The 12,146-nt window shown below is 65.8% G+C and carries 10 protein-coding genes and 1 pseudogene; 3 read left to right on the plus strand and 8 right to left on the minus strand.

Features of this window, described 5'->3' with window-relative positions; translation table 11 throughout:
* Together PGX04_RS03875 and PGX04_RS03880 are read right to left on the minus strand one after the other, a co-directional pair.
* Positions 1–232 (minus strand): annotated as a pseudogene (locus PGX04_RS03875) (metal-dependent hydrolase); the annotation flags it as partial.
* An 87-nt stretch (positions 233–319) separates the two neighbouring features.
* Entirely contained in the window at positions 320–802 is a 483-nt protein-coding gene (locus tag PGX04_RS03880; protein ID WP_273737304.1) for a deoxyuridine 5'-triphosphate nucleotidohydrolase, read from the minus strand.
* A 271-nt stretch (positions 803–1,073) separates the two neighbouring features.
* Here PGX04_RS03880 and PGX04_RS03885 point away from each other — a divergent pair, with 271 nt between their 5' ends.
* The 3 genes from PGX04_RS03885 (at position 1,074) to PGX04_RS03895 (ending at position 5,242) form a co-directional block, all read left to right on the plus strand.
* The gene (locus PGX04_RS03885) at positions 1,074–3,044 is read left to right on the plus strand and encodes an aconitate hydratase (RefSeq protein WP_273737305.1); all 1,971 of its coding nucleotides are present in this window, start codon (positions 1,074–1,076) and stop codon (positions 3,042–3,044) included.
* A 160-nt stretch (positions 3,045–3,204) separates the two neighbouring features.
* Positions 3,205–4,128, plus strand: coding sequence for an LLM class oxidoreductase (locus PGX04_RS03890; protein ID WP_273737306.1), 924 nt, complete (start codon positions 3,205–3,207; stop codon positions 4,126–4,128).
* 139 nt (positions 4,129–4,267) lie between these two features.
* Positions 4,268–5,242 carry a quinone oxidoreductase family protein gene (locus PGX04_RS03895; RefSeq protein ID WP_273737307.1) on the plus strand — a complete coding sequence of 325 codons (975 nt, stop codon included), beginning with the start codon at positions 4,268–4,270 and terminating at the stop codon, positions 5,240–5,242.
* 32 nt (positions 5,243–5,274) lie between these two features.
* Here PGX04_RS03895 and PGX04_RS03900 read toward each other — a convergent pair whose 3' ends face one another.
* From PGX04_RS03900 to PGX04_RS03925, 6 genes are all read right to left on the minus strand, one after another.
* Positions 5,275–5,766, minus strand: coding sequence for an 8-oxo-dGTP diphosphatase (locus PGX04_RS03900; protein WP_273737308.1), 492 nt, complete (start codon positions 5,764–5,766; stop codon positions 5,275–5,277).
* A gap of 263 nt (positions 5,767–6,029) precedes the next feature.
* Positions 6,030–6,917, minus strand: coding sequence for an agmatinase (gene speB / locus PGX04_RS03905; protein WP_273737309.1), 888 nt, complete (start codon positions 6,915–6,917; stop codon positions 6,030–6,032).
* A complete protein-coding gene (locus PGX04_RS03910; RefSeq protein WP_098725471.1) occupies positions 6,917–7,291 on the minus strand; it encodes a translation initiation factor IF-5A in 375 nt (124 codons plus the stop codon). Before PGX04_RS03910 ends, speB begins: the two co-directional genes overlap by 1 nt.
* Before the next feature lie 523 nt (positions 7,292–7,814).
* On the minus strand, positions 7,815–8,888 hold the full coding sequence (locus PGX04_RS03915; RefSeq protein ID WP_273737310.1) for an enolase-like domain-containing protein: 1,074 nt from the start codon (positions 8,886–8,888) through the stop codon (positions 7,815–7,817).
* A 129-nt stretch (positions 8,889–9,017) separates the two neighbouring features.
* The gene (locus tag PGX04_RS03920) at positions 9,018–10,697 is read right to left on the minus strand and encodes an asparagine synthase-related protein (protein ID WP_273737311.1); all 1,680 of its coding nucleotides are present in this window, start codon (positions 10,695–10,697) and stop codon (positions 9,018–9,020) included.
* A 135-nt stretch (positions 10,698–10,832) separates the two neighbouring features.
* Positions 10,833–12,146 (minus strand): ABC1 kinase family protein (locus PGX04_RS03925; RefSeq protein ID WP_273737312.1); only part of this gene is annotated, 1,314 nt, incomplete at its 5' end.

Consider the following 12,146-nt stretch of genomic DNA (forward strand, 5'->3'; position numbering starts at 1 on the left):
CGAGCGTGAGAGTCGAGGGGGCGACGGCGGCGAGGACGACCGCAGGGATGGCAACCGCGAGCCCGGCGACGGGAAAGTGTAGCGTCCGCCGATGTGTACGGACGAGGTCGAAATCGGGGGCGAGCCCGCCGAGGATCGCACCGACCGCCAGCGCGACTCCGAACTCGGGGACGACGTATGCGATCGGGGCGACGGCTGCGAGCCCGGTGAACACGTGGGTGGTCGCCATCATCGGATGTCACTCGAGCGGACGCGGGGAACGGCAAAAACGGTACGCGAACCGGCACCCGGCACGTGTGGCGGCCGCTTCGGCGACCGCCTACTCGAGGTTTTCGCCCTGATAGCTCCCCTCGTAGACGTCCTCGTGGTCGGCTTCGGCGAAGACGAGTTGGGCGATTCGAGCGCCGCGCTCGAGTTCGATGTCGTGGTGGACCTGCAACAGCCCCTCGCCCCGTCCCTCGTAGCCGGCGTCCCAGACCGCCGTATTGAGCATACAGGAGTTGCGCATGAGCGACGACCGCGGATAGACGAAGCCGACGTGGCCCTCCGGGATCGCGATCCGTTCGCCGTAGCGGACGACGTAGCTCCCCGTCGGCAGGTAGTAGGTGTCGGGATCGGCCTCCTCGAGTTCCTCGAGCGGGCGGGCGACGCGGTCGCCGATCTGTTTGCCGTCCCGGCCGATGCGACCCGGTTCCAGCTGCTCGAAGACGATGTCGGCAGTGAGATCGACGCCGTTGGGCTGGACCTGCGCGTCGGTCGTCGGCGAGACGTGGTCGGCGACGAAGCCACCGGAACGGAACATGTCTGTTGGCGTAAGGCCGCGGCGACGGGAAAAACGTATCCGTTCGCGACGGCTCGATGGGTCGGTACCAATCGACACGACGATCCCGGATTGAAACGGGAGCTGCCGTCCCTGTGGCCGGCGGATGACGAGGGTGAACGCCCCGACTGACAAACGGCCACTCAATCGGCAATACTTACTCGAAACCCCCCGTTTCGGACCCCCATACGGCGGTCATCGCTCACAGAAACACGCTGGATTTATCAGGACGGACGGCCGAGTTCAGGGTGCTATGGGACAGACTCTCACCGAAAAGATTCTCGACGACCACCTCGTCGAGGGCGAACTCGAGACCGGCGAGGAGATCGGAATCGAGATCGACCAGGTACTTACCCAGGATACGACCGGGACCATGGTCTGGCTCCAGTTCGAAGCCATGGGGCTGGACGAGGTCCAGACCGAGATCGCAGCGCAGTACTGCGACCACCAGACATATCAGTTCGACTTTAAGAATACCGACGACCACCGTTTCCTGCGTTCTGCGGCCGGTACATACGGCGCTCACTTCTCTCGACCCGGTAACGGTATCTGCCACAACGTCCACCGCGAGAACTTCGCAGCACCCGGGAAGACGCTGCTCGGTTCCGACAGCCACACCCCGACGCCCGGTGGAATCGGCGAACTCGCCATCGGCTCCGGCGGGATCGACGTCACCGTCGCCATGGGCGGCGCACCGTACTACATCGAGATGCCCGAGATCGTCAGCGTTCGCCTCGAGGGCGAGCTCCCCGAGTGGGCCACCGCGAAGGACGTCATCCTCGAGCTGCTCCGCCGACTGAGCGTCAAGGGCGGCGTCGGCAAGATCCTCGAGTACACCGGTCCGGGCGTCGAGAGCCTGACCGCACCCGAGCGGATGACCATCACCAACATGGGAACGGAACTCGGCGCGACGACGTCGATCTTCCCGACCGACCACCAGACCGAGGACTACCTCGAGCGCGTCGGCCGCGGCGACGAGTACGTCGAGCTCCAGCCCGACGACGACGCCGACTACGACGACGAGATCGTCGTCGACCTCTCCGACCTCGAGCCGCTGATCGCACAGCCCTCGATGCCGGACAAGGTCGTTCCCGTCAGCGAAGTTGAAGGCGAATCCGTCGAGCAGGTCATCGTCGGCTCCTGTACGAACGGCGGCTACGAGGACATCCTCCCCGTCGCCAAGATGCTCGAGGGACGCGAGACGTCGATGGAGACCGAGACGATCGTCGCACCCGGCTCAAAGCAGGCCTCCGAGATGCTCGCCCGCGAGGGCTGGGTCGCGGAGATGATGGCTGCCGGCGTCAACTTCTCCGAGGCGACGTGCGGTGCCTGTATCGGCATCGGTCACGTCCCCTCCTCGGACTCCGTCTCGCTGCGAACCTTCAACCGCAACTTCGAGGGTCGCTCCGGGATCGAAGACGACAACGTCTATCTCTGTTCGCCGGAGGTCGCCGCCGCCGCCTCGATCAAGGGCGAAATTATCGACCCGCGGAACCTGGCGGACGAAGTCGGCGACCTCGAGGCACCCGGCGTCGAGCTCCCCGACGAGTACGACGGCTCCAAGACGGACCTCATCAGTCCTGACGAGGCCGTCGACGACGAGCTCATCAAGGGCCCGAACATCGGCGACGTCCCGCTGAAGGACCAGCTCGACGCCGACATTTCGGGCGAGGCGCTCCTGAAGATGGAGGACAACATCACGACCGACCACATCATTCCCGCGACGCAGGACATCCTGATGTACCGGTCGAACGTCCCCAAGCTCTCCGAGTTCACCCTCTCGCGCGTCGACGACACCTTCGCCGACCGCGCGCTCGAGGCCGACGGCGGCTTCCTCGTCGCCGGCGAGAACTACGGGCAGGGCTCCTCGCGTGAGCACGCCGCGCTGTGTCCGATGTACCTCGGTATCGAGGGCGTCCTCGCACAGAGCTTCGCACGCATCCACCGCGCGAACCTCTTCAACTTCGGGATCATCCCGCTGACGATCGACGAGGACACCTACGAGAACATCGATCAGGGCGACGACGTCGAGATCGTCGACGACGTCTACGACGCCGTCACCAGCGGACAGGAAGAGTTCACGGTTCGCGTTGGCGATGAGGAGTACACCGCAACGCTCGACGCCTCCGAACGCGAGCGCGCAATCCTCGCCGCCGGTGGCAAGCTCGCCTGGACGAAAGACCAGGCCGAAGGCGGCAGCGGTGCCGCGCCCGCCGACGACTGATCGGAGACGACGACTCGGCTGCCGATCCGCGACTCGAATTTCCCACTTTTTGTTCCGCCGACGACTGACGACCCTCTCGAGACATCACTCCGACAGCGCCGTCGAAGACGACTGGCTTCGTCCGATATCGTCATAGGGCTCCGTCCGATAGCACGAGCGAATGCCTGCCGATGGACACGAAAATGCGGGCTACAGACGACTGTTCGAGAGCGACGGTCTGACCTTCGGTGTCGGCTTTCCGCTGACGGGAGCGAACCGCTCGCAGCCGACCGTCGCGGACGAACTCCACCTCGCGAAACACGCGGAGGCGGTCGGCTTCGACGGTCTGTGGGCGCGAGACGTTCCTACCTACTGGCCGAAATTCGGCGATTCGGGCCAAACGTTCGACACCTGGCCGTGGCTCTCGCACGTCGCGGCCCACACCGACGACGTCGCGCTCGGCACCTCGAGTATCGTCCTCACGCTCCGCCATCCCATCCACGTCGCGAAGTCCGCGGCGACCGTCGACCAACTCTCGAACGGACGGCTCGTCCTCGGCGTCGCCTCCGGCGACCGCGACCCCGAGTACCCCGCCTTCGGCGTCGACCGCGAGGAGCGCGGCGACCTGTTCCGCGAGTCCGTCGAGGCCCTCCGGACGGTCTGGCGCGAGGAGTTCCCCGAACTCGAGGGGCGGTGGGGGTCGCTCGAGGGGGACCTCGATGTCGTCCCGAAGCCGACGACGGAGACGATTCCGCTGCTTCCGACCGGCCATGCCCGCCAGTCCCGCGAGTGGATCGCCGAGCACGGGGACGGCTGGTTGTTCTATCACCTCCCCGAGCGGACGCTGGAGGACTACCTCGCGGACTGGCGCGAGGCCGCGGGGGAGAAGCCGTTCGTCATCGCCGTTCAGGTCGAGTTGACCGACGATCCGACGGCCGACCCGGAGCACCTGCACCTCGGATTTCGGGCCGGTATCGAGTGGTTCCGGGAGTATTTCCGCCGACTCGAGGCAATGGGGCTCGATCACGCGATCGTCGGCATCCGGAACGACGACCGGGAGGCGGCGCTGTCGACGTTCGCCGACGAAATCATCGATCACCTGTAGTCGTCGCTGTCGCAACCGACGCCGGATCCGTGTCGGGTCGACTCGAGTCGGGTCCGCTGCGGATCCGGGAAACGCACAACGGAGTGTTCGTTCACTCCGGTTCTCGGAGCTTTATGCGGACTCCCGCATAGGATCTCGTATGAAAGCGATCGAGGTAATCGAGTACGGTGACAGCGATCGACTCGAAGTCATCGACGCGGAGCGACCGGAGCCGGGGTCGGGCGAGGTTCGCATCGATATCGAGGCGGCGGGGATCAACTTCGCCGATATCATGCAACGGCGCGGCCACTATCCGGGCGGTCCCGAGCCGCCGTACGTGCCGGGGATGGAGGCCGCGGGAACGGTCGATGCCGTCGGCGACGGTGTCGAGGACGTGGAGCGCGGCGACCGCGTCGGCGCGATGCTCCCGACCGGCGGCTACGCCGAATCCACCACCGTCGACGCACAGCTACTCTTTCCGATACCCGAGGCGATGAGCTTCGAGGAGGCCGCCGGCTTCCCCGTCCAGTTCCTCACCGCCCACGCCTGTCTCTTCGAGTGGGGCGGCCTCGAGTCCGGCGAGTCAGTGCTGATCCAGGCCGCCGCGGGCGGGGTCGGAACGGCCGCCGTCCAGCTCGCGTCGAACGCCGGCGCGACGGTCTTCGGCACCGCGAGCACCGCCGAAAAGCTCGAGCTCGCCTCGGACCTCGGCTGCGACCACCCGATCAACTACACCGAGACGGACTTCCGCGAGGTCGTCGAGGCGGAAACCGACGGCGAGGGGGTCGATCTCGTCCTCGAGAGCGTCGGCGACGACGTCTTCGAGCGCAGCCTCGACGCGATGAGCCACTTCGGGCGGATGGTCACCTACGGCGTCGCCAGCGGCGTCCCCGCCGAGGTGAGCAACCAGCGACTGCTCTTCGAGAACAAGACAGTCAAAGGGTTCCACCTCGGCCAGGCCTCCGTGCACGATCCGGGCAGAGTCATGAAAGCCGTCCCCGAGTTGACCGACGGACTCGCGAGCGGCGACCTCGAGATCATCCTCGGCGACTCGTTCGCGCTCGAGGACGCAGCGGCGGCTCATCAGTATATCGAGGACCGGAAGAGTTCGGGGAAGGTCGTACTGAAACCGTAATTCGATACTCGAGTCACCATCTCCACTATCGATTACAACGAAACGTCCCACTCGAGGTCGTGATCGACGAATTCGGCCTCGTCCAGCGGTTCGCCGCCCTCGAACCTGAACTCCCCGACCACCGTTTTTCCCTCGAGCACGCCGGGCAGCCACAGCCGGTCGTCCGCCCACATCTGGTCGTATGGGACGTTCCCGACGGAAACCCACTCCGGGTGGGCCTCCTCGGACGAAGTCGGCTGGCCGTCGAACGAGCGCGTGCGGTAGACGTGACAGACGGTGTGCCCCTCGTCGTCGAGCAGAAAGGTGAGTTCGCCCGCCTTCTCGAGGTCCGTGACCTCGAGGCCGACCTCTTCGCGGGTTTCGCGGATGGCGCATTCTCGAGGGGTTTCGCCGGGTTCGCACTTCCCGCCGGGGCCGTTGTACCAGCCCTCGCCGAGGCCGCGGCGTTTCTCGATGAGGAGCACCTCGCAATCGATTTCGGCATCGTGACCTCGGAGCGGGAAACACAGCGTCGCCTCGATCATATCCGAGCGATTCGTTTGGAAGCGGAAAAGCATGCGCTCTTGCTCGAGGAGATTTCAAATCCATCTCGCAGAGAGAGGTCGTCCTGAAAACGGCTTTCTGCTATCGCGACAACTAGGGGGACCACACCCTCCCCAACCGATTCGCTCACTCACTGCGTTCGCTCGCTCATCCCTCGCGTGCGTTCGACCCGCAGTTCGCTCATCGCTCACTGCGGCTCAGCACGCGCCACCGCACTTGGCTGACGAGGAACGAGGAGTCCGGTTCACCCGTCGACGTGCGAAAAGACGAACTCCCGCACCAGTTTCGCGGCCAGCGCGGCCGATTGGCCGTCGTCGCGGTCGTTGACCTCGACCACGTCGAAGCCGTCAGCGTGGGGGGCGACGGCTCGGACGACTTCGCGGAGTTCGCGGGGCTCGAGCCCGAACGGCTCCATCGTCCCGGTTCCCGGCGCGTAGCCGGGGTCTGCGGCGTCGATATCGACGCTCAGATAGACCTCGCGGTCCGCGAGTCGGTCGCCGGGCGACCACGCATCGACCTCCGCGGGCGGGACGACGGTCACGTCGTCCGCGGCCGCGCGGTCCCACTCTGATTCGCTGCCGGTCCGGACGCCGAGCAAGATTGCCTCCTCGACGGAGTCGACGTCCTCGAGGATCCGCCGCGTCACGGCGGCGTGCGAGAGCGGATTGCCGTCGTAGGCGTCGTACAGATCGAGATGCGCGTCGAGACAGAGGAACACCTCGGGTTCAACCGCGCGGGCACCGGCGAGCGAGACGGTGTGTTCGCCCCCCAGCGTCAGGGGGACAGTGTCGTTCCAGACGGCCTCCCGCAGGCTGCTCGTGAGATACTCGAGGTACGCTTCGACGTCGTTCCACGCGCGGACGTCGCCCCGGTCGACGACGCCGAGTTCCGAAAACCGCCGGTCCGTCCGGTGGTCGTAATCGTCGAACGGTTCCGCAAAAGATCGGATCCGCTGGGGCCCGAATCGGGCCCCCGGCTGAAAGGTCGTCGTTGCGTCCAGGGGCGCACCGACGACCGCGAAGTTCGCGCCGCCACGGTCGGCCGTTCGGCCTCGCGCGCCGGTATCGCCGTCACGATCGGATCGATCCGCCGTGTCGGTCGCCTCGCGTTCGTCGGTCGCCCCGGGGAACATCAGACGATCTTTCGGTTGTCTTCCATCTCGAGGTACTCGATATCTTCGTCGGGTGAGACGTCTTTGTCCTCGGGGATGCGCATCGTGATGGTCTCGTAGGTCTCGAGGTCCATGACCTGCATGTCGTTGCCGTCGACGGAGACGACTTGGCCCTGTTTGCGCTCGATGATCGGCACCCAGATCTTCGCGTCGACCGGCTGGGAGAGCGAGCGTTTCTTCCCGTCGAAGACGCCCTCGGCCTCGACGCGAGCCTTGGCGCTGCCGTGTTTGCCCGGCTTCGCCGTCGAGTAGGCGTTGATCTTACACGGCGCATCGTCGATCATGACGTAGCTCCCCTCCTGGAGTTCGCGAACTTCGGTCTGCTGTTTCGCCATGTCCCGGCGTAATCAACCGACGGCCATAAACCGTTTGGAATGCCCGCTGGGGCGCGTACGGTGTGCTGTACTGCCGAATGTCAGTTAGTGTCACAATTCGCCGCGACTCGTTCGGGGAATCGCACGAGGAGGGATGCCAGACGGGAGGACAGCGCTGGTTCGGGTGGGCCGGCCGTCGGCTCACCGAATCGGTCGCTCCGTCCCGATCGATCGACAATGTCAGGCGATCGTCGTGCTCGAGCCACGGTCGCGTGAACTCGCCGCAGGCGGTCGAAAACCCATATATTTTCATAGGAGTGATCCCTACCGGAAGGATGTCCGGGTAAAAACTCACATCCAGGCTGGACCGCGGAACTCACATCCATCCAGTCCAACCCGGACTTCTTCGATAGACACGGACGACGAAAGTTCTACTGCCCGATTACGGCAGCAGTTGACACGATATCGGAGTCGATTGCTCCGAGCCCTCGCGTGGCTGACGGGCTCCGCTCAGTCGTTGCAGTTCACCGACACAGGTCGATTCCTACCCGAATCCGAGGGGATCGGCCGGTGGCTCGAGCGGGCTCCGGGGCAACCCGTTCTCGACCGCGGGATCGTTGTACGCCCGCGGGGCGACGTCGTTGGGGCCGTCGGGGTAGCAAAGCGACGCCAGCGTCTGAATCTGCTCGCGGCCGACGCCGAGTTCGAACTGGCCGCCGCCGTACAGTCGTATATCGCGCTCCTCGCAGTGGGCGATCGTCTCGCACAGCGCCTCGAGCGAGCCGAAGCGGGAGGGTTTGATGTTCAGCCAACCGGGTTCCCACGGCAGGGCCTCGATATCCGCCAGGCCGTGAATCGGCGCGTCCCAGGAGACGCGGGAGCGAACGTCGGGATCCGCAAAGAGCGACCGCGTCTCGTCGGTCAGGTTGGGATCCTCGATGACGGCGTTCGGGAACGCCTCGAGGACGCGCTCGTACAGCGCCGGATCCGCCGGTGAGTCGACGTCGGTCCCCTCGTAGTGGCCCTTCAGATCGAGGATGCGGACCGCATCGGTGCCGACCGTCTCCTCGATGGCCGCGACGAGATCTGCGTCCCACGCTCGGATGGGATCGAGTTTGAACTCGAGGTCGGGGACCCGCTCGCGCAACATTTCGAGCCGGTCGGTGGTCGGCGGCTCGCCGAGGCGAGTGCTGGCGACGAACCGGACGGGATCGGCGCTGCGATCCAGCATGCTCCCGAGATCCGTCTCCGCTCGCCGGAGCGCGAGGTCCAGCGCGGCGCTCTCGAGGCCCCATCGCCGGTAGTTCCGAAACACCTCGCGGTCGGGTTCGCCGCCCGGAAAGAGATCGAGGTCCGCGAGCCGCTCGGAGAACGACCCGACGGTGTAGTCGCCGGTGAGGTCCGGAAGCCCCGTCTCCGCCAGCCGGTCGTGGTCGTCGGTTTCGTAGGTGACGTCCTCGCCGCGACCCGTGATCGTGCCACCGTCGCCCGAATCCGGCCCCGAGAGCGAGAAGACGGTCGTCACGCGAGTGAACTCGCTCGAGGTCTCGCGCTCGAGCCGCTCGCTCGCGACCGACTCGATCGTCAGCGACAGGTCGGCGATTCGATCGTAGTCCATACGGCTCGTTCGACCCGCTACAGAAAGAAGGTTGGCCGCTGTGACAGCGTCGGGAGTGGGGTAGCCCAGCGGCTTCACAGCTGTGGCGGCTCGAGGGCTGCGGCGTGCCCCGTCTCGCCGGTCGACCGCTCACACCGACCCGATATCGGACCGCGGCGCGGTCGCGCGATCGGAAACCGATACGATCCGACTGTGTGGCGCGGGCTCGAGGTCGTCCGACCGCAGGACCCGATCGCGCCAGACGGCGTAGCCGGCCAGGTTCCACGCGAGTCCGGGAGAGTGATCGACGATCTCGCCCTGAATATCCGGCGCGAACTCGGGAACGTCGTAGCGGTCGAAGACCGACCCGAGGGGGCCCGACGACAGGAACCGGTCGGCTGGGAAGTTGCCGTTGCCTTTCGGCTTACTCCGGTCGTAGTCGGGATACCACTCGCCGAGCAGGTTCTTCGGGACGTGTTTGGGCTCGCCGTCGTGGACGTACCGCTCCGGCGACTCGAGGCCGAGGGCGAGTTCGGCGACCGCCTTCCCTGCAAACGGCGTGTACATCTCGCGGCCCCGCGCGAGGCCCGCCTGTCGCCAGACGGTGACGGCGTCCTCGCAGAAGAAGTCGACCCACTGGCCGACGTGGACGTGACGGGCGTAGTCGTCGCCGGTCGCGTCGGGAACGCGATCCATCGCGTACTCGTAGCGCTCCCGCTGTCGCCGCTCGAATTCCCGGCGACCGATCGCGTCGACGGCCGACGGTCGATCCGTGTACAGCGCGAAGCGCAGCGCCTGTCCGTCCGGATCCGACGGATGCCGGGTGAGCTTCTCGAGTTCCGACCGGTGCCGCTGAAGCTTCTCCACCACGGGCGGCGCGTACCGGAGATGGCGGGTCCGCCACACCGTCCGAGCGACTTCGAGCTGATCACTCAGACCGAAGACGGCGTCTGCGACCTGTCCGCTGACCAGCGTGTCGCTTCCGTCGTATTCGCGGTAGATGCCGTCGAACGTCGGTGTCTGGAGCTGATGGGGCGGCATCCCAAGCGCGTCGACGGCCGCCTCGAGCCGCTCGAGGTAGGACGATTCACTCATCTCGACGATCTCGCGATCGGTCTCGACGAGGTCGGCGGCGCGGTCGGCGTACTCCCGTTCGAATTCCAGTTCCGGCGTGTCGAACGAGCCGGTGACGCTCTCGGTCGGATCCGTCAGATAGGGCTCGAGAACGGTCGAGTCGACGCCGCCGGAGAGCATGAGCGACGCCTCGTCGGCGATCGGGTCACAGACCGCCGACAGCACCTCGTCGAGTCGGTCGTGTGCGTTCTCTGGCGTGAGCCCGGACTCGGGCTCGAGCGTCTCTGTCAGTTCCGTTTGCGGTGTCGTCTCGCCGGGCGTCCACGTGAGCGTCTCGCCGTGACCCAGACGGTGGATCCGCTCGACGTAGGAGTCGATCGGCGTCGTCCGATAGAGCAGGTGATCGGCCTTCGCGCGGAACGGAACTCGCCGATCGGCGGGCTCGAGACGGGCAAGCGCGTTCCGGAACAGATCGGTCAGGACGGGCTCGCCGCCCGAATCGAGACAGTAAAACACTTCGTAGGCGGACGTAATCCCGCGGTGGGCTCGGATCGTCGGCTCGTCCGCACGCGCCGAGAGGACGATGAACGTTCCTTCACCGGGGAGCGAATCGTGGCGCGTTTTGATGTCCCGAAAGTCGGCTCCGTCTTCGATCTCCGACCGAAGCTCACGCCGATGTGTTCCACAGAGGATCCAGCGTCGCTCGCCAGAGCTAACGACCTCGGCGTTCGGATTTGCGAGCAGTACTGTCGCCATTATCGTCCCAAACGGGTAGGGAAGCTATTGTTATGGGACGGATACTCCGCTCGAGCGGAGTATCAATCGGTGATGAACGCTGTGGTTCCGTCCGGCGATGGATGCTGCAGTTACGGCCGGCGATGAACGGTGCGGTTACTCCTCGCCGCGACGCTGGCGCAGGTTCTGTCGCGTGAACTGCGGCCGGGTGCCGATCGATGTGGGCGAGCGAAACGACCGGTAGAGCTGGATCGCGACGAGCACCGAGAAGATCGCGGCGACGATCGATCCGCGGGGTGCCTCGAGGGCGTAGAGGACGCCCATCGAGAACAGCGACATGGTGAGCAACATGCCGTAGACCAGCCGCCTGGCGAGTTTATCGAAGACGTTCTCTTTGTCCTCGACGCCGATGCGGACGTAGAGGTCGTCGCGGTCGAGGCGGTCGAGCGCCCGCTCGGCCTTGGGCGCGAGCCGCGTGAGCGACTCGCCGGACCGGCGGAGTTGCCGGCCCGTTTCGTCGAGATACTGTCGGATAGACTCCTCGCGATACCCCTGCTCGGTCAGGTAGTCGGTCGCGGTCGAGATGAAGTCGAAGTCCTCGTCGAGGGTGACGCAGACACCCTCGACGACGGTCGCGACCCGGAGGACGAGCGCGAGGTTCTTCGGCAGCCGGAAGGGGAACACGTAGATCGAGTCCTCGATCTGGCCGACGATCTGATTGACGCGGTACTGCTCGACGTCCTCCCCGCGGGCGTCTTGGATCGCGATCTCCATCACCTCGGCCATCACGCCCCGATCGGCGTCCGGGCTGAGCGTCCCGATCTCGATCAGCGCGTCGAGGATCGCGTCGATATTCTGGTTGGCGACGGCGACGTAGAACTCGATGATCTTCTCCTGGACGAACGGGTCGACCCGTCCCGACATCCCGAAGTCGTAGAGGACGATCCGGCCGTCGTCGGTCACCGCGAGGTTGCCCGGGTGCGGATCGGCGTGGAAGACCCCGTCGTCCATAATCATCTGCAGATACGCTCGCTCGAGGTTCTCCGCGACCTCGGTTCGGTCGATCCCCTTTCGCTCGAGTGCCTCGACGTCGTTGATCTTCGTCCCCTCGATGTACTCCATCGTGAGCACGCGCGGGCCGGAGTGGCTCTCGAGCACGGCCGGGATGAGAAACCGATCGTCGCCCGCGAAATTCGACCGGATCTCGGCGAGCATCTCGGCTTCGCGCTCGTAGTCCATCTCCTCGCGAATCGTCTTCGAGAACTCCTCGGCGAGGTTCTCGAGCGAGAACGACCGGGCCTCGTCGACGAAGTACAACAGGAGCGGCAGCGACCACTTGATGACCCGCAGATCGGCCCGGACGAGGTCCTCGATGTCCGGGCGGCGGACCTTCACGGCGACGTCACGGCCGGCGTCGGCGTTGGTCTCGGCCCGTCCCTGCTCGGGCCGTTCGCTCTCGGCCTGCACTCG

The organism is Natrinema soli (genome assembly GCF_028618695.1).

Coding starts and splice junctions, on each gene's coding strand:
- PGX04_RS03910 (WP_098725471.1), bottom strand. CDS start 7,291: ATGGCGAAACAGCAGACCGAAGTTCGCGAACTCCAGGAGGGGAGCTAC.
- PGX04_RS03915 (WP_273737310.1), bottom strand. CDS start 8,888: ATGGACTACGATCGAATCGCCGACCTGTCGCTGACGATCGAGTCGGTC.
- PGX04_RS03885 (WP_273737305.1), top strand. CDS start 1,074: ATGGGACAGACTCTCACCGAAAAGATTCTCGACGACCACCTCGTCGAG.
- PGX04_RS03895 (WP_273737307.1), top strand. CDS start 4,268: ATGAAAGCGATCGAGGTAATCGAGTACGGTGACAGCGATCGACTCGAA.
- PGX04_RS03890 (WP_273737306.1), top strand. CDS start 3,205: ATGCCTGCCGATGGACACGAAAATGCGGGCTACAGACGACTGTTCGAG.
- PGX04_RS03880 (WP_273737304.1), bottom strand. CDS start 802: ATGTTCCGTTCCGGTGGCTTCGTCGCCGACCACGTCTCGCCGACGACC.
- PGX04_RS03920 (WP_273737311.1), bottom strand. CDS start 10,697: ATGGCGACAGTACTGCTCGCAAATCCGAACGCCGAGGTCGTTAGCTCT.
- speB (WP_273737309.1), bottom strand. CDS start 6,917: ATGTTCCCCGGGGCGACCGACGAACGCGAGGCGACCGACACGGCGGAT.
- PGX04_RS03900 (WP_273737308.1), bottom strand. CDS start 5,766: ATGATCGAGGCGACGCTGTGTTTCCCGCTCCGAGGTCACGATGCCGAA.